The organism is Olleya sp. KKT75 (genome assembly GCF_055635485.1).
The window spans coordinates 1,210,418-1,233,548 of sequence record NZ_CM145759.1 but is presented as its reverse complement, the minus strand read 5'-3'; the positions used below and the strand labels follow the sequence as shown (position 1 = coordinate 1,233,548).

Genomic DNA, 23,131 nt, shown 5'->3' with positions numbered 1-23,131 from the left:
CTACAATCCAGACCTAAACTGTTTCAGTTTACCACTAACTTCCCGTTCTAAAACAGCTTTCTGTTCAAAAATCAAATTTAAATTAGGCTCAAGGTAGTTGTCAACTGCTAATTGTACTGCTTTTTGCTGCGTTTTACTTAAGGCTTCGGTAGCAACATAATCAATTTTAAAGGTATCAATTTCAATTTGTTCAATTATAAACTCTTTTACATTAGCTTCTTTGGTCATGACGGTTTTAGTCACATAATAAAAGGTTAAGCCTGCTGCAATTTTTCCGCTTGGAAGCGAAATAAAATCACTTGTGCGTCCTGTTAAAGATTCTAAAATTGGATGCTGTAAAGTGCTTTTTGTGGACAGTTGCCCTAAATCGCCTAGCTCGTATCTTATAAAGGGATGTGCACGGTTGTATAAGTCTGTAATTACTATTTTACCGGGTTGACCAAAAGGTACTGGTTGATTGTTATTATCTAATATTTCGATGTATAAATGGTTAGAGTTAACCATCCAATTATCGTTTTTGTCTTCAAAAGCAATTAGCCCTAATTCGGCTGCACCGTATTCGTTAACAATACTAATATTAAACTGTTTTTCTAACAATTTTTTGTCGTCTTCAAATAACATTTCAGAAGTGACAATACAAACTTTTAAAGTGGGACAAACGTCTTTTAAAATAATGTTTTTACGTTCTAAATATTTCGCAAATTGTACAATAGCACTTGTGTAACCGTTAATGTAATTAAACTTAGTACGCATAAATTTGTGCAGTACTTTGTCTAAAGCAGCATCGCTCAAATCAAATACTGAAAACCGAAACCGATTCCCTAACCAATCCTTTAACCGTTCTTTATAATATGCTTTTGTGTCTAACGGAATGCCATAAAAACGCGCCTGTTTAGAGGTGTTTAAGTCAATATTAAACCAACTATAGCGTTGCATAAACGTCACCCAAGTCATGGCATGCGCAAAGTTGTCTTTAGCAAATTCAAACGGGGTTCCGGAAGAGCCTGATGTTTTATGTTTGTGTACCGTTTTTACAGTGTATTTGTCAGACAAACGATCAGCCAAAGGCTGCTGTAAGTCGGTTTTAGTCAACACAGGTAATGTATGCCAATCTGAGGTGTTTATATCGCCACATAATGCCTTGTAAAAAGGGGTATGCTCTAAATGAAACGCAACAATAGCCTGCAACTGTTTGCTTAAATAGTTAGCATAATCAGCTTTGGTAAACCCATCAATAATAGCCTGTGTTTTTTTAGCTTCATTAACAGGGAATCCTTTTAACCGTAAAGACCATTCAAATTGTTTCAATGCAATATATTTTCTGTAAAATAAAGAAATAAAAAACTATTGGATTTAAAGTCAATCAAATTCTTTTAAATAATTATTTTTGTGGAAACAACAACAACACAACATTACTACGATGAATATTTTAATTTTAGGATCAGGAGGAAGAGAACACACAATTGCATGGAAGCTTAAACAAAGTCCAAAATGTAACTCACTTTTTGTAGCACCAGGAAACTCTGGAACAGCACAAATTGCAAAAAATGTCCCTGTTAGTGTAACCGATTTTCAAGCGATAAAAGATGTGGTATTAAACAACAATATTACCATGGTAGTGGTTGGTCCTGAAGATCCTTTAGTATTAGGTATTCATGATTTTTTCTTGGCAGATAAAGCACTTAAAAATGTGGCAGTTATTGGACCACAACAAGCAGCTGCAACTTTAGAAGGTAGTAAAGAGTTTGCAAAGGAGTTTTTATACAGACACAATATCCCGACAGCCGCTTACCAAAGTTTTAATAAAGAAACTGTGGAAGATGGGTATGCGTTTTTAGAAACTTTAAGTCCTCCTTTTGTATTAAAGGCAGATGGTTTGGCAGCAGGTAAAGGGGTTGTTATTTTAAATGATTTAATTGAGGCTAAAGCCGAATTAAAAAGCATGCTTGTAGATGCTAAGTTTGGCGAAGCAAGTACTAAAGTTGTTATTGAAGAATTTTTAGACGGGATAGAATTAAGTTGTTTTGTATTAACAGATGGTAAAAACTATAAAGTATTACCAACAGCTAAAGACTATAAACGTATCGGAGAAGGTGATACAGGTTTAAATACAGGAGGAATGGGAGCAGTGTCTCCAGTGCCTTTTGCTAACCAAGCGTTTTTAGATAAAGTAGAAGAGCAAGTGGTTAAACCAACGATTGCTGGTTTACAAAAAGATAATTTACCATACAAAGGGTTTGTATTTATTGGATTGATAAAAGTAGGAGATGAGCCTAAGGTTATTGAGTATAACGTGCGTTTGGGTGATCCTGAAACGGAAGTGGTTTTACCAAGACTTAAAAATGATTTGGTTGAGGTTTTTCAAGCAATTGCTAACCAAACGTTAGATCAAATTACTATTGATGTAGACCCAAGAGCTGCAACTACAATTATGCTAGTGTCTGGTGGTTATCCGGAAGCGTATCAAAAAGGAAAAGTAATTACAGGAGTAGAAAACGTAACCGATTCTATTGTGTTTCATGCAGGAGCACAAAATAAAGATGGCGCTATTGTAACCTCTGGAGGTCGTGTTATGGCTGTAACTAGTTATGGAAACACGTACGAAGAGGCCATAAAAAAATCTTACCAAAGCATAGATAAACTAAGCTTTGATAAGATGTATTATAGAAAAGATATAGGGTTTGACCTATAAGTTTTATAGATATGAGTGTGAAGAGATACTTTTGTCTTCTTCATTATTAGCTGCGTAACCTTTTAATTGGATCATCCAATATACAAAAGCTACAAATCCGATAGTGATAAAAATCCAAGACATAAAGTTTGCTGCCCACCAATTTTCTAATTCTAATGCTTTTAGCATGTCAAAAGGAGCAAATAATACGTCAACAAATAGGCTTTGTATAGCTTCAAAAAAATCTTTCATAATTATATAATAGTATATTTATAATACAAAAATACAAAAAGAGTTAATGATTACAACTATTTTTAGCAAATCCAAACCAATTAATTTTTTAATTGTTTTTAGTATTACACTAATTGCTTGTTTATTGTTGCCTTTTAAGTATCCAAATGTAGTAGGTCAGGAACTTGTTATTTGGGTTTTAGGAGGGGTTTTTTTAATCGCTTTTTTGTCAATTTTAGTGCTTGATTTTATAGTATCAAAAAACTTATTATCACAACAAAATAACTACGAAATTTTACTATTTGCTTTGTTTTTTCTGGCTATACCTCAGGTGTTTTCGGATTACAAAATCATGGTATCTAACTTTTTTATATTGTTAGCCTTGAGGCGTTTAATTAGTGTTAGGTCTAAGAAAGAAGTTATTAAAAAACTGTTTGACACAAGTTTGCTAATTGGTATTGCGACGTTGTTTTATTTTTGGGCAATTGTATTTTTCCCATTAATATTTATCGCATTATTATTGTTTTCTGAAACCACAGTAAAACACTATTTGGTTCCGTTTTTAGGTTTGGCAGCAGTTGCTGTTTTGGCTATTTGCTATTCTATAATTTTTTACGATGATTATTTTTTAGCACTACACATTAACCCAGCAGTTAATTTTGATTTTAGTAATTATAACTCGCTTCAGTTTATAACTGTTATAACCATGTTGCTTTCTTTTGGAATATGGTCGTCTTTATTTTATCTAAAAGATATTAGAAAAAAAATGCGAAGCTTCAGGCCATCTTATAAATTACTATTTTTTTCATGCATGTTTGCTGCAGCAATAACGGTATTTGCACCTCAAAAAAATGGTAGCGAATTTTTGTTCCTATTTGCACCATTAGCAGTTATTATTACCAACTACATAGAAACTATTGAGGAAAAGTGGTTTAAAGAAGTCTTTTTAGGACTACTAATTATTATACCTGTGGTGTTATTAGTGTTGTAGTTTTGCACCAAACGCTAAGTCTCCAGCATCTCCTAAACCAGGAACAATATAGCCTTTGTTATTTAAGCTTTGATCTATTGCAGCAATCCATAGATTAGTGTCTTCTGGTAGATTTTCTTCTAAAAACGCGACACCAGGCTCTGCGCCAATAGCAGCTACAATATGGACATTTTTTGGTTTTCCAAAAGGCTCTAATGCTTTATAAGTTGCAATTAAAGATTGTCCGGTAGCCAACATGGGATCTGCAAGAATTAGTGTTTTTCCTGTTAAATCAGGGCACGCTAGATACTCAACAACAATTTCAAAACTTTCTGGACTGTCTAAATGATGTCTGTATGCAGATATAAAAGCATTTTCTGATTTGTCAAAATAGTTAAGTAGTCCATTGTGTAATGGGACGCCTGCTCTAAGTATAGAACATAAAACAACATCATTTTTTGGAGTTTCTGTTGTTATAGTTGCTAAAGGAGTAGTAATAGATCTCGTTTCAAATTCTAAAGCTTTGCTTAATTCATAACCCAAAACTTCACCAATACGTTCAATGTTTCGTCTAAAACGCATGCTGTCATTTTGGACAGAAACATCTCTGATTTCAGCAATAAATTGATTTAAAATAGAATTTTCTTTTGATAAATTATGAATATGCATGACTATTGGATCTTTAAAAAGTAAAGTTACTCTATTATTTAAAAAGCCAAAACACGTACCAACTAAAATTCATTTTAATTTATGTAATTTTACAGTCTTAAAAATTAGAAGATGTTTACAGATAAAGCAAATACCATATTTCAGGACGTTATAAAAAAGTATCATATTATTAATACAGTGGACCAACCGTTTACTAATATTTATGATAAAACTACACATTTATTAGAGCACCTTTTATACCGTAAATGTTGGATAGATACTGTACAATGGCATTACGAGGATATAATTCGTGATCCACAAATAGATCCAGTTGCAGCCTTAACGTTAAAGCGTAAAATTGATGCTTCTAACCAAGATCGTACGGATATGGTGGAGTATATTGATAGTTATTTTTTAGAACAATATAAAAACGTAACACCTAAAAGTGATGCGACTATTAATACAGAAAGTCCGGCTTGGGGAGTTGATAGATTATCAATTTTAGCTTTAAAAGTATACCATATGGAAGAAGAAGCAACAAGAACCGATGCTTCTGAGACACATAAAGCAGCTTGTCAAATAAAGCTTGATATATTATTAGAGCAACGTGTAGATTTAAGTACTGCAATTGATACGTTATTAACGGATATCCAAAACGGAGACAAGTACATGAAAGTGTATAAGCAAATGAAAATGTATAATGACGACGAGCTTAATCCTGTATTAAGAAATCAAAAATAATAAGACACACTTGTCTTTTATATAAGACGTTTCTAGATGTCAAAAACACTAAAACATATTTTAGTCATTCGTCTCTCAGCAATGGGAGACGTTGCTATGACTGTACCTGTGTTACGCGCTTTTAATAAGCAATATCCTGATGTTAAATTAACAGTTTTAACACGTCCTTTTTTTGCGCCTTTTTTTAGAGATTTAAAAAATGTTGAGGTGTTTGCTATAGATTTAAAAGACCAGCATAAAGGTGTTTTGGGACTTTTTAAATTGTCAAAAGCAATACGTAAGCTAAAGGTGGATGCTGTTGCTGACTTGCACAATGTGTTAAGAACAAAAATATTAAAGTTGTTTTTAATAGGGAAAACTGTAAAACAGTTGGATAAAGGTCGTAACGAGAAAAAAGCATTGGTTTCTGGTGATTTATTTGCACCTTTAAAAAGCACCCACCAACGTTATGCGGATGTTTTTGAGGCTTTAGGGTTTAAATTGGACTTAAGTAACCCTGAGTTTTCTGATAAGAAAGCCATTCCGAAAACTATTTTAGAAGCTGTTGATACGCAAAACAGGAAACAATGGATTGGTATTGCGCCTTTTGCTCAATACGCGTCTAAAATGTATCCTTTGGAGCAAATGAAGACTGTTATTGCGGATTTACAGAAAGATTACATTGTTTTTTTATTTGGGGGCAAGGCTGATAAAGCACAGCTAGATACATTGTTGGTAGATAATCAAAGCGTTATTAATGTCGCTGGACAATATGGATTAAACCAAGAGTTGGATTTAATCTCTAATTTGGACGTTATGATTAGTATGGATTCTGGTAACGCGCATTTAGCAGCTATGCTAGGTGTAAACGTGGTTACTATTTGGGGGGTGACACATCCGTATGCTGGTTTTGGTGCGTTTAGCCAACCAGATGCTAATAATGTAGTGCCAGATATAGAAGTCTATCCAAAATTGCCAACTTCTATTTATGGTAATAAATATCCCGAAGACTATAAAATGGTAGCTGGGACGATACAACCGTCGCAAATTATAGACCGAGTAAAAGCGGTGTTAAAAGCATAAAAAAAGCCTCAATTTACATTGAGGCTTTTTGATTTTAACTACTAATATGAAATTAATATTATCCCTTAAACTAACAAATTTTAGCGTTATAATCTGTTACAAATGTAGCCGATGTTCTGCTTATCGTCTTTATTGAAGGTCGGTTTTAAAGTGCTTTCGATTAAAAGCTATTAAAAAGGTTGAATAGCTGTTTTTTGATTGTTTTCTATTCAAAAATAAATTACTACCACGATTTAAACACTTATTGAATGCTAATTCAATACTAGATTGTCTAGTATAAATTAAAATGTTATATAAAGTCCTTGCCTGCGTAATTACGTTTTTTTTATTGATCTTATATATTGGTTTGTATTGCTGATATTGAAGTAGAGGATAAAATAATGGTCAAGTGGACGGAATTTTATTATTGTAAATATAAGACACAAAAAAAAGCCTCAATATAAATTGAGGCTTCTGATTTTAACTACTAATATCAAATTAATATTATCCCTTAAACTAACAAATTTTAGTGTTATAATCTGATACAAATCTATGGGATTGACTACTTATTCTATTTTTTGAAGGTCGGTTTTAAAGTGCTTTCGATTAAAATCATTTAAAATCGACTAACTGCATAATTGTGTATTATACGTCGTCATAATCTACAGTTAAAGTAGGTGTTGTAGGATGCGCTTGACAAGTAAGTATTAAACCTTCTGCAACTTCTGCATCTGTTAATATGTTGTTTTGTCTCATAACTGCTTTACCATCCACAACTCTAGCAATACAACTACTACATACACCGCCTTGGCAAGAATATGGTGCATCTAAGTCTTGTTTTAATGCAGCTTCAAGTATGGTTTGTTTTTGCGACATGATAAACGTTTCAGACTCATCATCTACAGTAACCGTAATTTCAGAGTTGCCTTCACTTGTGTTTACAGTCTCAGTTGTTGCTTGTGTAGCGGCTGTAAATAATTCAAAATGAATACTGCTTTTGGCAATATCATTTTCAATTAACACCTCTTTTACAGTGTTAATCATAGCTTCTGGTCCACAAAGGTAAAAGTTATCTATGGTAACATGTTTGTATTTGTTTTTAACAATTAAGTTAACTGTACTTTTTTCGATACGTCCAAATAAGGCATTCTCTTCTTGAGATTGGCTGTATAAAAACTGAATGTAAAAACGATCTACATATTTATGGTGTAGGGCTAGTAATTCTTCTAAAAATATGGTGTCATTTTGTGTTTTGTTACCATATACCAGTACAAAGTGACTTTTAGGTTCTTGTTCTAAAACTGTTTTTGCAATACTTAATATTGGTGTAATACCACTTCCGGCAGCAAAGGCTGCAATGGTACGTTCTTCTGTAGGTTTTGGTTCAAAAACAAAACGACCTTGAGGTTTTGCAACGTCTAAAGTGTCTCCAACTTTTAAACTGTTGTTAGCGTAAGTACTAAAGGTTCCGTTTGGTACTGCTTTAACTGCAACGGTAAGTTTTCCGCTTGACGGAGAAGAACATAATGAGTAATCACGTCTTACTTCTGCATCATTAATTTTAGTTTTTAGTGTAATATATTGTCCAGCTTTAAACGCGTAGTCTTGTTTTAAGTGGTCTGGTACATTAAAAGTCAAAGTAACACATTGGTCTGTTTGACGTGTGATATCCGAAATAGTTAGTGTATTAAATTGAGACATGGTTTTAATTTTTATGTAAAAATAATGAAGCTTTACCGTTTTGCCCGCTGTTTAGAAAAAAATTAATACATAAGTTTATTATGCATAAGAAAATTATGTATGTTTGTAATATGGCAAATTCAAAATTATATAAGGGTAGTCTGACCACTATTATTTTAAAGCTTTTAAATGAAAGCGAAAAAATGTATGGTTACGAAATGACGCAAAAAGTGAAAGCAATTACTAAAGGTGAACTTAATATTACCGAAGGTGCTCTGTATCCTGCGTTACATAAGTTAGAGGCCGAAGGGTTGTTGGATGTCGAAGTTAAAAAAGTAGATAACCGTTTGCGTAAATACTACAAACTTACCGAAAAAGGTAATAAAGAAACGGTTAGTAAATTGGAAGAACTTAAGGATTATATTAAAACGATGGAGACTTTTATGAGTCCTAAATTTAGTTTAGATTAATATGAAGTTAAGTAAGGGCCAAAAAGCATTGTATAATCAATATAAAACAGCAAATTTTTAATGAAATTAACGATAGACCAAATACAATATATAGATACCTACGTTGAAAAAAGTGGTATAGAATGGTTTGATTTAAAAATCGAATTAGTTGACCACTTGGTTGATGCAACTGCTCAGATTTTGGAAGATAATCCTGAAATTGCTTTTGAAGTAGCGGTGACAAAAGCGAAATTAGCATTTGGAACAAAAGGTTTTAGACCGTTAATTACCAGTAAAACGAATCAGCTAAATAAAAACTATTATAAAAGAGTGTTTAATTATTTAGTGTCTTTCTTCACTTTCCCAAAAATTATTTTGTCATTGTTTTTGATTTATTTTCTAATCAAAACTTACCAATTAATTGATGATAAAATGTGGTTTTATGATGGGTTAACTATAGTTTTATTTCTTTTTAGTTTTAGGCTGTTTTTCTTTATTTTTAAGAGGGATAGGATAGATGGAAAGAAACATTTGGCGTTAAATGCGATCAAACAGATTTCTATGATTGTATGTAATATTGCAATTTTTTTTCAACTTGGATACACACTTTTTAGTGAGAAATTATTTGAAGGTGAGAATTATATTTTTTTTACAGTTTTATGGGTTTTGGCTTTTTTATTCTGCGTGGCTTTGGAGGTGATCTCGAATCGAATTTATAAAGACCAAAAAGCATTGTATTATCAATATAAAATAGCAGTATAATTTAATATGAAGTTAAGCCCACCTCAAATAGAAAACCTATACGCCTTTACAAGGCAACATTACGTGGAGCATTACGATTTACAAACCGAATTAGTAGATCACTTAGCTAACGATATTGAGTCTGTTTGGCAAACAGAAACCAACTTATCTTTTGAAGATGCTAGAGATAAAGCTTTCAAAAAATTTGGAGTCTTTGGTTTTATGGACGTTCTAGAACGTCGTCAAAAAGCAATGAATAAACGCTACTTTAAATACTTATGGACAGAACTTAAGCAATGGTTTACGTTTCCTAAATTAATTACTACGCTAGCTTTATTTTTTGGTATTTATTTAGGGTTGTCTACCATTTTTGCAAAATCGTTTTTAATTGGTCTTTTTGTAATAATATGTGTTTTTACAATCTATAAAAGCACACAGTTAAACAGACAATTTAAACAGCGTAAAGCATTGTCCAATAAAAAATGGATGTTAGAAGAAATAATATTTAGACAAGCAGGTGGATCTGCCATAATACTGTTATCCCAATTACCACAATGGTATAATTTTTCTAATCATTTTTTAGATAATCCTTATGCTTTATTAGGTGTGTCTATTTTTTCTACACTGTTTTGTCTTTGGATGTATATTAGTTTTGAAGTGATTCCAAACAAAGCAGAACAGCTTTTAAACGAAACCTATCCAGAATTTTGTTTGTAACATTTTTACACATTTGTATACTTATCTATTAAACCAACCAAACATTAACCACTATGATTAGTAAATTTTTAAGTCTAGAATGGAAATCTTTTATACGGTCTTCCAACTTTGGTAAAGGCTTAGCTATAAAAATATTGATGGGGTTTTTCGCCTTATATTTTATAGCTGTTTTTTTGTCTTTAGGTGTTTTTATTTATCCAGCGCTTAAAAATACGTTTCCAGACAAAGATCCTTTTGTGGTGGTCAATACATTATTGTTTTTCTGGTTTTTAGCAGATTTAATGCTACGCTTTTTCTTGCAAAAACTACCAGTTATGAGCGTAAAACCTTTATTAACCGTGCCAATTAAAAGGCGTACAGTAGTTAATTATGTTTTAGGTAAGTCTGCGTTATCTTTTTTTAACTTTCTGCCTTTATTTGCAATTGTGCCATTTAGTATTGTTTTAATAACTAAGGATTACGATGTTACTAGAGTTATTACATGGTTGTTAGCGATGCTATTACTAACGTTGATTAATAATTTTTTAAATTTTATTATTGAAAGTTTTTCGGCAGATACAGAGTTTTCATTCCTTCCAATCATACTTTTTGCAGGAGCATTATTTGGGTTAAACCATTTTAATATTGTCAATTTTGCTGACTTATTATCATCAGCCATGTTAGCTATTACTAATAATCCTTTGTATTTATTGGTGCTTTTGGCCATATTAATTGGGTTATTTGTTTTTAATCATAAAATACTAATCAAAAAATTATACTTAGACAATTCACTTAAAACAAAAATAAAGGAAGTCACGACTTCAGATTTAGGTTGGACTAAACGTTTCGGAGAGGTTGCACCATTTATGCAACTAGATTTAAAACTAATCTGGCGTAATAAACGTCCAAGATCTGCAGTCTTTATTTTGGTAATTGGACTTTTGTATGGATTGTTTTTTTACCCACAGCCAATGTACAGAGATATGCCAATTATGTATGGTTTTATAGGTGTGTTTGTAACGGGTATTTTCTTAATTAACTTTGGGCAATTTATTCCGGCATGGGATAGTGGGTATTACAAAATGTTAATGAGCCAGAACATCAAGTATGAGCAGTATTTAAAATCTAAATACACCTTAATGATGTTAAGCGTTATTATCATGTTTGTGTTAAGTATACCGTATGTGTATTTTGGATGGAAAATCTTAGTTGCACATTTTGCAGCAGCCGTCTATAATATTGGTATTAATACTTACGTAATTATGCTTGGTGGGTCTTTTAATCGAAAAAAAATAGACCTAAACCAACGTGCAGCTTTTAACTACCAAGGGACTGGAGCAGTACAATGGATTATTGGTATTCCGTTGTTATTAATTCCGCTAGCCATTTTTGGATCGTTAACCTATTTTGTAGGTTTTTATGCAGGTATTTCTGCACTAATAGCTTTAGGATTAATAGGTATTATATTTCATCAAAAAACAATGCGCTTTATTACCAAAAAGTACTTGGCTTCTAAATATGAGATGGTCAAAGCTTTTAATGAAGACAATTAATCAATTCAATTAAATCAACCTTTACAACTACTACATCATGATAACAACAACAAATCTTTCAAAAAAATATAGCGGAAAAGAAGTATTAAATATTTCTAGTTTAGACATTCCTAAAGGTCAAAGTTTTGGGCTTGTAGGTAATAATGGAGCAGGAAAAACAACCTATTTTAGTTTGCTTTTAGATTTAATAAGACCAACAACAGGTGATATTAAAAATAATGGTATTCTAGTTAGTCAAAGTGAAGACTGGAAACCGTTTACTTCTGCATTTATAGACGAAAGTTTTTTGATAGGCTATTTAACCCCAGAAGAATACTTTTATTTTATCGGTGATTTGCGTGGTCAAAACAAGCAAGATGTAGATAATTTAGTGGCTCAGTTTGCAGATTTCTTTCATGACGAAATTCTTGGTCAGAAAAAATATCTTCGTGATTTGAGTAAAGGAAACCAGAAAAAGGCAGGTATTGTTGCTGCGCTTATAGGTAATCCTGAAGTGATTATTTTAGACGAACCTTTTGCTAATTTAGATCCAACAACACAAATTAGATTAAAAGAAATTATTAAAGATTTAGCGGAGACAAAAGGCGTAACAGTGTTGGTATCTAGTCATGATTTAATGCATGTTACAGATGTGTGCGAGCGTATTGTTGTGTTAGATAAGGGGCACGTAATTAAGGATATACAAACTAGTGAGGCTACTTTAAAAGAATTAGAAGCACACTTTTCTGGTGCGGTAGACGTGGCTTAAAAGTAAGTTTCAGTTCATTTTTTCGAAAAAAGTAAAAAAGATGCTTATTTTTACGGACTTGCAGTCTGTATTAATACTATTTTCTGCATTATTTAGTTATGTATTACACAAAATACAACCGCATTGAAGATAGCATTAAAAATTTGTATAGTTTCGGGATTAATCTTAGCAACAGTCACTAGTTGTTCAAGAAAAAAAAACAGCTTCATAAATCGTAGTTTTCATGCAGTTACTGCAGAATATAACGCTTTGTTTAATGGTTTTGAAGCCTTAAAACAAGGTCGAGATAATCTAAACAACGACTATAAGGACAACTATTGGGAGATTTTACCGGTAGAGCGTATGCAAGTTAGTGAAGAGATTGTATTACCTGGTCAATCAAAAAATCAAGATTTTACAAAAGCAGAAGAAAAAGCAGTAAAAGCAATTCAGAAACACGGAATGAATATTCAGGGTAAAGAATATAACCCGCAAATTGACGAAGCTTATTTATTGTTAGGAGAAGCAAGATATTTTGATCAACGTTTTGTGCCAGCATTAGAAGCTTTTAACTACATCCTTTACAAATATCCAGCGTCAGATAAGATTAACACTGCAAAGGTATGGAGAGAAAAAACCAACATGCGTTTAGAAAATGACGAGCTGGCTATTACAAATCTTAAACGTCTTATCGAGCAAGAAGAGTTAGAAGGACAAGAATTAGCAGATGCGACTTCAATCTTAGCACAAGCTTATATTAACACAAAGTCTTTAGACAGCGCATTAACGCAAATTAAAATTGCGTCAAAAGCAACTAAAGTCAACGACGAAAAAGGACGTTTCAACTTTATAAAAGGACAACTTTACAATGTGCTAACTTATAAAGACAGTGCTAACCTTGCATTTGATGAGGTTATTGACTTAAACCGAAAAATCCCACGTCGTTACTTAATGGCGGCTCAAATAGAAAAAGCAAAAAACTTTGATTACGATAAAGGCGATAAAATAGCATTTTTAAAGCACTTAAGTAAGTTAGAAAAAGATAGAGAAAATCGTCCATATTTAGATAAGATTTATCACCAGATTGGCGAGTATCATTTAGCTAATAAATCAGATTCTTTAGCGGTTGCGTATTACAATAAGTCTTTAAGAGAAAAATCTAAGGATAGAATTTTAGTTGCTAAAAACTATGAGACTTTAGGAGATTTTTACTTTGATAGAAATAACTACAAATTTGCAGGTGCGTACTTTGATAGTACAATGACAAGCATGGTAGAAAACAGTAAGCCATTCCGTACTATTAAGCGTAAACGCGAAAACTTAGATGATGTTATTTATTACGAAGGTATTGCTGAGGTTAATGACAGTATTCTTAGACTAGTAAAAATGCCGGAGGCAGAACGTTTAGCATTTTTTACAGACTACACCAATACATTAAAACAGCGCTTAGAAGCAGCAAAAGAAAAATTAGAAACAGAAGCGCGCAGAAATGGATTAGCAACAAATGATAATCTGTTTAATAACGCTATCACACCAAGAGGAGGATTGCCAGGAGCGGGTTCTAATTTTTATTTTTATAATCCAAGTACTGTTGCTTACGGTAAAAACGAATTTTCACGTATTTGGGGTGATCGTAAAAACGAAGACAATTGGAGATGGTCTTCTGCTAGAGCAGGAGGATTTGCTAATCAATCGGATTTAGATGTATCTGCATTGGAGGATGAAGATAATGTGTTATTAAATCCTGACTTTTATATGTCGCAACTACCTTCAACAGAAAAAGAGTTAGACAGCATTAAAAAAGATCGTAATTACGCGTATTACCAATTAGGGTTAATCTATAAAGAGAAGTTTAAAGAGTATAACTTGTCTAAAAGTAAATTTTTAAACTTATTAGATAGTAATCCAGAAGAGAAATTAGTCTTGCCATCAAAATATAATTTGTTTAAGATTTACGAGATCTTAGGACAAAATGATGAGGCCTCTATTGCTAAAGCAGACATTATTGCTAATCATGCAAATTCTAGATATGCTGAGATTTTGAAAAACCCAGAATTAGCAGCAACAAGAGATGATAGTAGTCCGGAAAGTTTATATGAAGACACTTATAAGTTATTAGAAGGACAAGAATACCAGCAAGTCATTACGCGTTCTAAAAAGTACATGTCCTTTTTTGATGGTGATGGTATGGTTCCTAAATTTGCATTGCTTAAAGCGACTGCAGAGGGAAGATTAAACGGATATCAAGCCTATATTGATGGGCTTAACGATGTTGCTTTAACATTTGCTAATACAGAAGAAGCCATTCAGGCGCAATCTATTATAGCTAGCTTAAAATCGGTTAGTGATAAAACGTTTAAACCAGATACTGAGTCTACTAAGTTTAAAGTCGTGTTTCAGTTTAGTAACAATGAGTTAGAGGCTATTAGTAGCTTCAAAGAGATTTTGGATGAGGTAACGCAAAAAATTACGTATTATAATATGTCAACGTCTGTAGATATATTTAATGCAGAAACAACATTTGTTGTTGTGCATGGTTTAAAAAGTGTTGAAGGCGCAAAAGGCTTTGCAGATATATTGAAAGCAGAGGATAAGTATAAAATTAGCAGACCTTATTTTGGAATTTCGTCTGATAACTATAAGACGCTTCAAATACATAAAAATCTAAACGAATATTTAGCAATTAAATAATTTCCCTTTAAAATGAAAAACAAGCAGCAAGAGCAGTTTTCTATTCAAAATATAATAGCAAAAGGCACAAAAATAGTAGGAGACTTTTTTAGTGATGGTGATATAAGAGTTGACGGTACAATAGAAGGTAATATAGAAACTTCTGGAAAAGTTGTTATTGGTAAAGAAGGAGAAATAATAGGAAAATTAAAGTGTAGTAATGCGTATTTTGAAGGTAAACTTACCGGTACTTTAGAGCTTACAGAAACACTTACGTTAAAATCTACAGCGTATATCGAAGGGGATGTAATTACTCAGAAATTAGCGGTAGAGCCTGGGGCAACTTTTAATGTGTCTTGCGTTATGAAAACCACTGTAAAAGATCTAAATAGTGGCTCGAAAACCAAAAAAACAGCTTAATCCTTATATTAGGTTTACTTCAATAGCCTTCCAAATGGGAATTACCATTTGGTTAGGAAGTCTATTGGGTAGTTGGTTGGATACTAATTATGGTAGCGACAATCAATTTTATTTTAAAACAATAACATTAATAGCTGTGTTTATAGCCATGTATGCGGTAATCAAACAAGTTATAAAAATCACTAACAATCAAAAAAACAAAAATGAATAAACGTATTTTATATGTCGTTGCTTCAATACTTGTAATATTAGTAGTAGCCTATAATCTTCAAAGCTACTTAACGGACGATAACGTACCGTACTCTTTACAAAAGCTTTATATCTTTCATGGGATTGCTGTTTTAATAGTCTATTTAGGTATCGAGATTATACACGATAAAATGCCTAATCAAATAGGGACAGCTTATCTTACATTGATGTTTTTAAAAATAGGAACTTTTATATTATTATTTAAAAGCACCATCTTTTCAATCAAAGATTTGACCTTAACAGATCGTTTAGGCTTAGTAATACCGTTTTTTTTGTTTTTAATAGTAGAAACAGCTTGTATTGCCAAATTATTAAAAAGCAAGTAAGTGTGTGAAGTATAGTGTTATAGCGATAAGGTTGGACATAAAAAAAATCTAATTAAAAAAAGCGTTTACCTTTTTAAATTATTACTTACATTTGCACAAAATTTACAGACCATAAATTTATTAGTTACAAAAAGTATGATGTTGGCAAAAAAATCTATCAATTTTATAACAATATTAGTTCTAATGTTATTTTCAGTCTCTTCTTATGGAGACGATACTAAACAAGAACCAGGGAATCAAGTGAACACTGCTCAAGAAATTAAGGAGTATATCAAACATCACTTAAAAGATTCTCACGATTTTCACTTTTTCACTCATAATGAGTCTGGAACGCATTATAGTTTTCCATTACCAGTTATCGTTTGGACTAAAGATGGTTTAAAAACATTTATGTCTTCTGCTTTTCATCATGATGATAGTGGAAGCGAAATTGTAACTAAAGGAGATACACGTTTAGTAAAACTACACAGTAAAATATACGAGTTGGATGCAGGAGCAACAACATTAGCTTTTGATGAGAAACATCATCCAACAAATGCACATAAAGTTATAGATTTTTCAATCACAAAATCTGTAGTTGGAATGTTATTAACTGGAGTTTTAATGTTATTAGGTTTTAGTGCATTAGCAAGAGGGTATAAAAAAGGACATTCAGTACCAAAAGGTATTAGTAGAGTTTTAGAGCCTTTAGTAATATATGTAAGAGATGATATTGCAAAGCCAAATATTGGAGAGAAAAAATACCGTAAATTTATGGGGTTTTTACTAACTGTATTTTTCTTTATCTGGATCTTAAACTTATTAGGATTAACACCAATAGGATTTAATGTTACAGGTCAGATCGCAGTAACAGCATGTTTAGCAATTTTCACAGCAGTTATATATTTATTTAGTGCAAGTAAAGATTTTTGGAAGCACACATTATGGATGCCAGGTGTACCTGTAATTTTACGTCCAATATTAGCAGTAATAGAGTTAGTAGGTTTTATTTTAATTAAACCTTTCTCATTATTAGTTCGTTTATTTGCAAACATGACAGCAGGTCACTTTGTTGTAATGAGCTTAATAGCATTAATGATAACAATGAAAGAATCATTTGGAGCTGTTGGATCAACAGGGATGTCTTTAGTGTTAGCATTATTTATTTCGGTTATTGAAATTTTAGTAGCCTTTTTACAAGCGTTTATTTTCACGATGTTATCATCGTTATTTATAGGAATGGCAGTCGAAGAACACGACGATCATCACTAACAAGAATTTGTTTAATTAATATTTATAAAACCAAATTAGTATGTACAATTTAATTGGAGCAGGGTTAATCGTAATCGGTGGAGGAATCGGATTAGGTCAAATTGGAGGAAAAGCAATGGAAGGTATTGCTCGTCAACCTGAAGCAGCTGGAAAAATCCAAACTGCAATGATCATTATCGGAGCCTTATTAGAAGGTTTAGCATTCGGTGCGTTAATCTTAGGAGCATAATCCTAAAACAAAAAGAAACAGCTTTCTGCAACGGTTGGTTGCAGAAACTGTTTTAAATTAAACAAAAAGACAATTATAGTAATCTATATAGTATGGAAACTTTATTAAACGATTTTTCAGTAGGCTTGTTTGTAATGCAAGGTGTTATCTTATTAATATTAATTATATTAATGAGAAAATTTGCATGGAAGCCTATTCTAGACGCTTTACAAACTCGTGAAGACGGTATACAAAATGCATTAGACTCAGCTGAAAATGCTAAGTTAGAAATGCAAAATCTTCAAGCAGATAACGAGAAGTTATTAAAAGAAGCACGTGCAGAACGTGAGTCTATGCTTAAAGAAGCAAGAGAATTAAAGAATAAAATGATTGAAGACGCTAAAACGGAAGCTCAAGCACAAGCAAACAATATGATTGCTCAAGCACAAGCTGCTATTGAAAGCGAAAAGAAAGCAGCTATGGCAGAATTAAAAGGTCATGTTGCAGGTTTATCTTTACAAATTGCAGAAAAAGTAGTAGGTCAAGAATTATCTAACAAAGACAAACAACTACAATTAGTAGAGTCTATGTTAAATGATGCTAAATTAAACTAGTCAAAACATGGCAGGAGAAAGAGCAGCAATACGTTACGCAAAAGCGGTTTTAAGTTTAGCTACAGATAATAATATAGCTGAGGCTGTAAATACTGACATGGAGCTAATAAATAATACAGTAGCGCAAAGTAAAGACTTAAAAGACATGCTTTACAGTCCTGTAATTAGTGCAAGTATTAAAAAATCAGCGTTATTAGAAATTTTTAAAGGTATTAACCAGGCAACGGTTAATTTAATAGATACTTTAATTACTAATAAGCGTGTAGACCTATTACCACATGTAGCCTCAAAGTTTATAACTTTGTTTGAGCAACAAAAAGGTAGTCAAATTGCAACCGTTACTACAGCGGTGCCTTTAACAGAAGCTTTAGAAGCTAAAGTTTTAGCAAAAGTTAAGGAGCTTACAGGTAAAGAGGCAGCAATTAAAAATATAGTAGATGAAAGCATTTTAGGTGGTTTTATTCTAAGAGTTGGAGATACACAGTATAATGCTAGTATCGCTGACCAATTAAGCAAGTTAAAAAGAGAATTTACAATAAACTAAGACTTACCCTGAGTTTGTCGAAGGGTCTAAATATCAATAAAGATGGCAGAAGTAAAACCAGCTGAAGTATCAGCAATCTTAAAACAACAACTTTCAGGTTTTGAAGCTAGCGCTTCATTAGACGAGGTTGGAACAGTATTAACAGTAGGTGATGGTATTGTACGAGCTTACGGATTAGCTAACGCACAATATGGTGAATTAGTAGAATTCGACGGTGGATTAGAAGGTATCGTACTTAACCTTGAAGAAGATAATGTAGGTATTGTACTTTTAGGAACTTCAGTAGGAGTTAGAGAAGGATCTACAGTAAAACGTACTAATCGTATCGCATCTGTTAAAGTAGGTGAAGGTATTGTTGGACGTGTTGTAGATACACTAGGTAACCCAATTGATGGTAAAGGACCAATTACTGGAACAACTTATGAGATGCCTCTAGAGCGTAAAGCACCAGGAGTTATCTACAGAGAGCCAGTAACAGAGCCATTACAAACAGGAATTAAAGCTATTGATGCTATGATCCCAGTTGGTAGAGGACAACGTGAGTTAGTTATTGGTGACAGACAAACAGGTAAAACTGCAGTTTGTATTGATGCTATCTTAAATCAAAAAGAATTTTACGATGCAGGAGAACCTGTATATTGTATATATGTTGCAATTGGTCAAAAGGCTGCAACAGTAGCACTTATTGCTAAAACATTAGAAGAAAAAGGAGCATTAGCGTATACTACGATAGTAGCAGCTAACGCATCAGATCCAGCAGCAATGCAGGTATATGCACCGTTTACAGGAGCATCTATTGGAGAATATTTTAGAGATACTGGTAGACCAGCTTTAATTGTATTTGATGATTTATCAAAGCAAGCAGTTGCTTACCGTGAGGTATCTTTATTATTAAGACGTCCACCGGGACGTGAGGCGTATCCTGGAGATGTATTTTATTTACACTCAAGATTATTAGAACGTTCTGCAAAAATCATTAATAATGATGCAATTGCAAGAGAGATGAATGATTTACCAGATTCATTAAAACCAATCGTAAAAGGTGGTGGTTCTCTTACTGCTTTGCCAATTATTGAAACACAAGCAGGAGACGTTTCGGCATATATCCCTACTAACGTAATTTCTATTACAGATGGGCAAATTTTCTTAGATGGAGATTTATTTAACTCTGGTGTTCGTCCAGCAATTAACGTAGGTATTTCTGTATCTCGTGTTGGAGGTAATGCACAGATTAAATCAATGAAAAAGGTGTCTGGTACTTTAAAACTTGATCAAGCACAATACCGTGAGCTTGAAGCTTTCGCTAAGTTTGGTTCAGATTTAGATGCAGTTACTTTAAATGTAATCAACAAAGGAAAACGTAATGTTGAGATTTTAAAGCAAGCACAAAACGATCCTTTTAAAGTTGAAGATCAAGTAGCAATTATTTATGCTGGTTCTAAAAACTTATTAAAAGATGTTCCTGTTGAAAAAGTTAAAGAATTTCAACGTGATTATTTAGAGTTTTTAAATGCTAAACATAGAAATATATTAGATAGTTTAAAAGCTGGAAAATTAACAGATGAAGTTACAGATGTGTTAACAGTTGTTGCTAAGGAATTATCTGCTAAGTATAGAGCATAGTATTCTTCCTATCTCTTTTTAAAGAGAAACGAGAGTTTGTAAAGTATAACATTTTAAAAAGTCCTTTTTTAGGAAAGGACTTAGGATAATAAAAATGGCTAATTTAAAAGAAATACGTAACAGAATAGCTTCAGTATCTTCAACGATGCAGATTACTAGTGCCATGAAAATGGTATCTGCTGCTAAATTGAAAAAAGCTCAAGATGCTATTACAGCAATGCGACCTTATTCGGACAAGTTAACTGAGCTTTTACAAAGTTTAAGTGCAACTTTAGATGAAGATGCAGGAAGTAAATTTGCTGAACAACGCGACGTTAATAATGTATTAATTGTATCTATAACTTCTAATAGAGGTTTATGTGGTGCTTTTAATTCTAACATTATTAAGCAAACACAAAACTTGATTTCTAATGTGTATGCAGGTAAAAAAGTATCTGTTTTAGCAATAGGAAAAAAGTCTAACGATGCATTTTCTAAAAAGGGACTTGTTATCGAAAATCAAAGCAGAATATTTGATGATTTAACATTCAATAACGTTGCTGATATTGCAGAGATGTTAATGAATAAATTTAGTGAAGGCGAATTTGATAAAATTGAAATCGTTTACAATAAATTTAAAAATGCAGCAACTCAAATAGTAATGACTGAGCAGTTTTTACCAATTATTCCAATGGAAGGTGAAGTAGAAGCTAATTCTGATTATATCTTTGAGCCATCTAAGCTAGAAATTATTGAGGAGTTAATACCAAAGTCACTTAAGACTCAATTATACAAAGGTATAAGAGATAGTTTTGCTTCAGAGCATGGTGCGCGTATGACAGCAATGCACAAGGCAACAGATAATGCTACTGAGTTAAGAGATCAACTTAAGTTAACTTACAACAAAGCTCGTCAAGCCTCTATTACTAATGAGATCCTTGAGATTGTTGGTGGTGCAGAAGCATTAAATAACTAAGATAATAGGAGCACATAGTATACTAAGTGTTTTATTTTATAATTTGATTAAAACCTTATTCAATTTGAATAAGGTTTTTTTATGGAATACGTTTTGATTAAGTACCTTTATACTAAATATAATTTATCATGCAATTTTTTAAATATTTAAGTGTTTCTGTTTTAGCCAGTTTGTTTTTTGTACAGTGTAGTTCTGCTCAAAAATTAGAGCAAGACGCGCCCTTTAAAACTAGTAAGGCGTATTACAAAAAATGGATTGCAGGTATTGAAGGTGGTGGTTCCGGTATAAATGTATTTATTCCTGTGACAACAGCATTACAGTCTGTAAAATTAGATAGCTTATATTTTAGAGGACAAAAAGTAATATTGCAATCACAACCAAGTAATGGTAGTTTGTTTATGGGACGTATAATTACAGAAACCAATCAAAGGGAAGATTTTAAAGCTAGTACTACAGAAATGCCTTTTGAGTTAAATGATAATCAAGCAGTAATTAGTTATATAGAAAATGGTATAACCAAGTATTTTAAAATAGATAATATTGTTGAAAAACAAATGCAACAATATCCAAGTGCGCCACCAAGAAACCGTAATAAGCAATAACTAGTATTTAGCCTTTATTTTTTTGGTTACAAACAGACTCTTTTAATTCAAATTATAAAACACATTGAGCGTTCTAAAAAAGTTTTTTAAAGACACAATAATTTATGGTTTAGCTACGGTTTTACCTCGTCTGATGAATATCCTTTTGGTCAGACTACACACAGGTAAATTAGAAACAGTTAGCTATTCAGATACGACAGAGTTTTATGTCTATGCCTCTTTTTTTAATGTATTGTTGACTTACGGTATGGAGACCGCTTTTTTTAGATTTTTTAGTAAATCTCAAGAAAAGGACAAAATTTTTTCTACCACGTTTATTAGTTTAATAGTTTCTACAATCACGTTTTTTGTTGTGGTATTGTGTTTTAGTTCTCATTTATCAAATTGGTTAGATTTAAATCAAACGTATTTTAATTTATTAATTGGTATTTTGGTTTTAGATGTATTGGTAGTCGCGCCTTTTGCTTACTTACGTGCAACAGGACGACCACTTCGCTTTGCTGCTGTTAAGCTTAGTAATATCGTTATTTTTGTAGTGCTAAATTATTTTTTCTTTTGGGCTATTCCAAAGTTTGGTATAAACTTCCCTAATTACAATCCGTCCAATTTAGTACAGTATATATTTATTTCTAATTTGGCGGCTAGTGCAGTTACTTTTGTATTACTTATACCTTATTTCTTTAAAGTAAAATTACAGTTTAGCAAAACAATATTTAAGCAACTACTTAGCTATGGATGGCCTATTATGGTTGCAGGTTTAGCCTATGTGGTTAACGAAAATTTTGACAAATGGATTATTCCTCACTTACTAGATAAGGATATTAATGGTGCTTATAGTGGTTGTTATAAAATAGCAGTATTTATGACCATTTTTATACAAGCTTTCCGTTTAGGAGCAGAGCCTTTTTTCTTTTCTCATGCCAAAGAGAAAAACGCAAAACAGACCTATGCGTTAATAATGAAGTATTTTGTAATTGCAGGTAGTCTAATGTTAGTATTTATAATTGCTTATTTAGACATTTTTAAAGCGTGGTTGGTAAAAGATTCAAGTTATTGGGAAGCGATGCAGATTGTTCCTATCGTATTGCTTGCCAATTTATGTTTAGGTATTTATTTTAACTTAGGTATTTGGTATAAGTTGACGGATAAGACTAGGTACGGTATGTATTTGTCAATTATTGGTGCAATTGTAACCATCAGTTTCAATTTAATTTTGATACCAAAATTTGGTTTTATGGCAGCAGCTTGGGTAACATTGGCGGCGTATGGAACTATGATGGTTTTGTCTTATCTTTTAGGTCAAAAACACTATCCAGTACCTTATAATCTAAAACAGATTCTTGGCTATTTATCCATTGCAATAGTATTGTCTCTAGTTGCTTTAAGTACCGACGCTAATTATTATATAAATACTATATTAGTTTTAGTATTTTTGGGACTAATAGCTCTTTTTGAAAAAAAAGAAATAATACGATTATTAAAAAGTAATTAAACGGTTCTGTACTACAGAGCAAATTCAAT

Annotated in this window: 25 protein-coding genes; 21 read left to right on the top strand and 4 right to left on the bottom strand. The window is 32.3% G+C overall.

Annotated features, from left to right (window positions below):
* Complete coding sequence (locus ACZ2G2_RS05495; protein ID WP_470394401.1) at positions 1-1,308, bottom strand: phenylacetate--CoA ligase family protein; 1,308 nt, start codon at positions 1,306-1,308, stop codon at positions 1-3.
* 112 nt (positions 1,309-1,420) lie between these two features.
* On the opposite strand from ACZ2G2_RS05495, the gene purD reads away from it, so the two are divergent.
* Positions 1,421-2,692, top strand: coding sequence for a phosphoribosylamine--glycine ligase (purD, locus tag ACZ2G2_RS05490; protein ID WP_470394399.1), 1,272 nt, complete (start codon positions 1,421-1,423; stop codon positions 2,690-2,692).
* Between the two features lie 3 nt (positions 2,693-2,695).
* On the opposite strand, the gene ACZ2G2_RS05485 is transcribed toward purD, so the two are convergent.
* Positions 2,696-2,923: a DUF6341 family protein gene (locus ACZ2G2_RS05485; RefSeq protein ID WP_090837210.1), complete on the bottom strand. Its 228-nt coding sequence runs from the start codon at positions 2,921-2,923 to the stop codon at positions 2,696-2,698.
* A 46-nt stretch (positions 2,924-2,969) separates the two neighbouring features.
* On the opposite strand from ACZ2G2_RS05485, the gene ACZ2G2_RS05480 reads away from it, so the two are divergent.
* Complete coding sequence (locus tag ACZ2G2_RS05480) at positions 2,970-3,893, top strand: DUF6427 family protein (RefSeq protein WP_470394398.1); 924 nt, start codon at positions 2,970-2,972, stop codon at positions 3,891-3,893.
* Here the strand turns inward: ACZ2G2_RS05480 and upp are convergent.
* Positions 3,882-4,541 (bottom strand): uracil phosphoribosyltransferase, encoded by a 660-nt coding sequence (upp, locus tag ACZ2G2_RS05475; RefSeq protein WP_090837215.1) that lies wholly within the window; start codon positions 4,539-4,541, stop codon positions 3,882-3,884. The two genes, ACZ2G2_RS05480 and upp, sit on opposite strands and share 12 nt — an antisense overlap.
* Before the next feature lie 111 nt (positions 4,542-4,652).
* On the opposite strand from upp, the gene ACZ2G2_RS05470 reads away from it, so the two are divergent.
* Positions 4,653-5,261: a DUF4254 domain-containing protein gene (locus ACZ2G2_RS05470; protein WP_470394396.1), complete on the top strand. Its 609-nt coding sequence runs from the start codon at positions 4,653-4,655 to the stop codon at positions 5,259-5,261.
* A gap of 36 nt (positions 5,262-5,297) precedes the next feature.
* Entirely contained in the window at positions 5,298-6,323 is a 1,026-nt protein-coding gene (locus tag ACZ2G2_RS05465) for a glycosyltransferase family 9 protein (RefSeq protein ID WP_470394394.1), read from the top strand.
* 624 nt (positions 6,324-6,947) lie between these two features.
* On the opposite strand, the gene ACZ2G2_RS05460 is transcribed toward ACZ2G2_RS05465, so the two are convergent.
* The gene (locus ACZ2G2_RS05460; protein WP_470394392.1) at positions 6,948-8,003 is read right to left on the bottom strand and encodes a 2Fe-2S iron-sulfur cluster-binding protein; all 1,056 of its coding nucleotides are present in this window, start codon (positions 8,001-8,003) and stop codon (positions 6,948-6,950) included.
* Between the two features lie 110 nt (positions 8,004-8,113).
* On the opposite strand from ACZ2G2_RS05460, the gene ACZ2G2_RS05455 reads away from it, so the two are divergent.
* From ACZ2G2_RS05455 to ACZ2G2_RS05375, 17 genes are all read left to right on the top strand, one after another.
* Positions 8,114-8,452, top strand: a complete 339-nt coding sequence (locus ACZ2G2_RS05455; protein WP_090837221.1) for a PadR family transcriptional regulator — start codon at positions 8,114-8,116, stop codon at positions 8,450-8,452.
* Positions 8,453-8,512: 60 nt separating this feature from the next.
* Complete coding sequence (locus ACZ2G2_RS05450; protein WP_470394391.1) at positions 8,513-9,193, top strand: hypothetical protein; 681 nt, start codon at positions 8,513-8,515, stop codon at positions 9,191-9,193.
* A 6-nt stretch (positions 9,194-9,199) separates the two neighbouring features.
* Entirely contained in the window at positions 9,200-9,889 is a 690-nt protein-coding gene (locus ACZ2G2_RS05445) for a hypothetical protein (RefSeq protein ID WP_470394390.1), read from the top strand.
* A 53-nt stretch (positions 9,890-9,942) separates the two neighbouring features.
* Positions 9,943-11,421, top strand: a complete 1,479-nt coding sequence (locus ACZ2G2_RS05440; protein WP_090837229.1) for a DUF5687 family protein — start codon at positions 9,943-9,945, stop codon at positions 11,419-11,421.
* Positions 11,422-11,458: 37 nt separating this feature from the next.
* On the top strand, positions 11,459-12,169 hold the full coding sequence (locus ACZ2G2_RS05435; RefSeq protein ID WP_470394388.1) for an ABC transporter ATP-binding protein: 711 nt from the start codon (positions 11,459-11,461) through the stop codon (positions 12,167-12,169).
* A 123-nt stretch (positions 12,170-12,292) separates the two neighbouring features.
* Positions 12,293-14,839, top strand: coding sequence for a type IX secretion system periplasmic lipoprotein PorW/SprE (porW, locus tag ACZ2G2_RS05430; RefSeq protein WP_470394386.1), 2,547 nt, complete (start codon positions 12,293-12,295; stop codon positions 14,837-14,839).
* A 12-nt stretch (positions 14,840-14,851) separates the two neighbouring features.
* On the top strand, positions 14,852-15,238 hold the full coding sequence (locus ACZ2G2_RS05425) for a bactofilin family protein (RefSeq protein WP_090837233.1): 387 nt from the start codon (positions 14,852-14,854) through the stop codon (positions 15,236-15,238).
* Positions 15,210-15,449 (top strand): AtpZ/AtpI family protein, encoded by a 240-nt coding sequence (locus tag ACZ2G2_RS05420; RefSeq protein WP_262496848.1) that lies wholly within the window; start codon positions 15,210-15,212, stop codon positions 15,447-15,449. The genes ACZ2G2_RS05425 and ACZ2G2_RS05420 overlap by 29 nt, the downstream gene beginning before the upstream one ends.
* A complete protein-coding gene (locus tag ACZ2G2_RS05415; protein ID WP_090837237.1) occupies positions 15,442-15,813 on the top strand; it encodes a DUF6168 family protein in 372 nt (123 codons plus the stop codon). The genes ACZ2G2_RS05420 and ACZ2G2_RS05415 overlap by 8 nt, the downstream gene beginning before the upstream one ends.
* Before the next feature lie 135 nt (positions 15,814-15,948).
* The gene (atpB, locus tag ACZ2G2_RS05410; RefSeq protein WP_470394384.1) at positions 15,949-17,064 is read left to right on the top strand and encodes a F0F1 ATP synthase subunit A; all 1,116 of its coding nucleotides are present in this window, start codon (positions 15,949-15,951) and stop codon (positions 17,062-17,064) included.
* A 40-nt stretch (positions 17,065-17,104) separates the two neighbouring features.
* Positions 17,105-17,293, top strand: a complete 189-nt coding sequence (gene atpE, locus ACZ2G2_RS05405) for an ATP synthase F0 subunit C (RefSeq protein ID WP_090837241.1) — start codon at positions 17,105-17,107, stop codon at positions 17,291-17,293.
* A gap of 92 nt (positions 17,294-17,385) precedes the next feature.
* Entirely contained in the window at positions 17,386-17,886 is a 501-nt protein-coding gene (locus ACZ2G2_RS05400; protein WP_090837242.1) for a F0F1 ATP synthase subunit B, read from the top strand.
* A gap of 7 nt (positions 17,887-17,893) precedes the next feature.
* On the top strand, positions 17,894-18,430 hold the full coding sequence (gene atpH, locus ACZ2G2_RS05395; protein WP_090837244.1) for an ATP synthase F1 subunit delta: 537 nt from the start codon (positions 17,894-17,896) through the stop codon (positions 18,428-18,430).
* 42 nt (positions 18,431-18,472) lie between these two features.
* The gene (gene atpA / locus ACZ2G2_RS05390) at positions 18,473-20,053 is read left to right on the top strand and encodes a F0F1 ATP synthase subunit alpha (protein ID WP_090837245.1); all 1,581 of its coding nucleotides are present in this window, start codon (positions 18,473-18,475) and stop codon (positions 20,051-20,053) included.
* Between the two features lie 94 nt (positions 20,054-20,147).
* Positions 20,148-21,008, top strand: coding sequence for an ATP synthase F1 subunit gamma (atpG, locus tag ACZ2G2_RS05385; protein WP_101202833.1), 861 nt, complete (start codon positions 20,148-20,150; stop codon positions 21,006-21,008).
* 128 nt (positions 21,009-21,136) lie between these two features.
* Complete coding sequence (locus ACZ2G2_RS05380; protein WP_470394382.1) at positions 21,137-21,610, top strand: hypothetical protein; 474 nt, start codon at positions 21,137-21,139, stop codon at positions 21,608-21,610.
* Positions 21,611-21,674: 64 nt separating this feature from the next.
* Complete coding sequence (locus tag ACZ2G2_RS05375; protein WP_470394381.1) at positions 21,675-23,102, top strand: oligosaccharide flippase family protein; 1,428 nt, start codon at positions 21,675-21,677, stop codon at positions 23,100-23,102.
* Positions 23,103-23,131: the final 29 nt, after the last annotated feature.

Excerpts from the sequence above, each read along its gene's own strand:
- atpH (WP_090837244.1), top strand. The coding sequence starts at position 17,894 with ATGGCAGGAGAAAGAGCAGCAATACGTTACGCAAAAGCGGTTTTAAGT.
- ACZ2G2_RS05455 (WP_090837221.1), top strand. The coding sequence starts at position 8,114 with ATGGCAAATTCAAAATTATATAAGGGTAGTCTGACCACTATTATTTTA.
- atpB (WP_470394384.1), top strand. The coding sequence starts at position 15,949 with ATGATGTTGGCAAAAAAATCTATCAATTTTATAACAATATTAGTTCTA.
- ACZ2G2_RS05445 (WP_470394390.1), top strand. The coding sequence starts at position 9,200 with ATGAAGTTAAGCCCACCTCAAATAGAAAACCTATACGCCTTTACAAGG.
- atpE (WP_090837241.1), top strand. The coding sequence starts at position 17,105 with ATGTACAATTTAATTGGAGCAGGGTTAATCGTAATCGGTGGAGGAATC.
- ACZ2G2_RS05460 (WP_470394392.1), bottom strand. The coding sequence starts at position 8,003 with ATGTCTCAATTTAATACACTAACTATTTCGGATATCACACGTCAAACA.
- ACZ2G2_RS05380 (WP_470394382.1), top strand. The coding sequence starts at position 21,137 with ATGCAATTTTTTAAATATTTAAGTGTTTCTGTTTTAGCCAGTTTGTTT.
- atpA (WP_090837245.1), top strand. The coding sequence starts at position 18,473 with ATGGCAGAAGTAAAACCAGCTGAAGTATCAGCAATCTTAAAACAACAA.
- purD (WP_470394399.1), top strand. The coding sequence starts at position 1,421 with ATGAATATTTTAATTTTAGGATCAGGAGGAAGAGAACACACAATTGCA.
- ACZ2G2_RS05400 (WP_090837242.1), top strand. The coding sequence starts at position 17,386 with ATGGAAACTTTATTAAACGATTTTTCAGTAGGCTTGTTTGTAATGCAA.
- ACZ2G2_RS05470 (WP_470394396.1), top strand. The coding sequence starts at position 4,653 with ATGTTTACAGATAAAGCAAATACCATATTTCAGGACGTTATAAAAAAG.
- ACZ2G2_RS05465 (WP_470394394.1), top strand. The coding sequence starts at position 5,298 with ATGTCAAAAACACTAAAACATATTTTAGTCATTCGTCTCTCAGCAATG.
- ACZ2G2_RS05415 (WP_090837237.1), top strand. The coding sequence starts at position 15,442 with ATGAATAAACGTATTTTATATGTCGTTGCTTCAATACTTGTAATATTA.
- ACZ2G2_RS05425 (WP_090837233.1), top strand. The coding sequence starts at position 14,852 with ATGAAAAACAAGCAGCAAGAGCAGTTTTCTATTCAAAATATAATAGCA.
- ACZ2G2_RS05440 (WP_090837229.1), top strand. The coding sequence starts at position 9,943 with ATGATTAGTAAATTTTTAAGTCTAGAATGGAAATCTTTTATACGGTCT.
- ACZ2G2_RS05485 (WP_090837210.1), bottom strand. The coding sequence starts at position 2,923 with ATGAAAGATTTTTTTGAAGCTATACAAAGCCTATTTGTTGACGTATTA.
- atpG (WP_101202833.1), top strand. The coding sequence starts at position 20,148 with ATGGCTAATTTAAAAGAAATACGTAACAGAATAGCTTCAGTATCTTCA.
- upp (WP_090837215.1), bottom strand. The coding sequence starts at position 4,541 with ATGCATATTCATAATTTATCAAAAGAAAATTCTATTTTAAATCAATTT.
- ACZ2G2_RS05435 (WP_470394388.1), top strand. The coding sequence starts at position 11,459 with ATGATAACAACAACAAATCTTTCAAAAAAATATAGCGGAAAAGAAGTA.
- ACZ2G2_RS05480 (WP_470394398.1), top strand. The coding sequence starts at position 2,970 with ATGATTACAACTATTTTTAGCAAATCCAAACCAATTAATTTTTTAATT.
- ACZ2G2_RS05450 (WP_470394391.1), top strand. The coding sequence starts at position 8,513 with ATGAAATTAACGATAGACCAAATACAATATATAGATACCTACGTTGAA.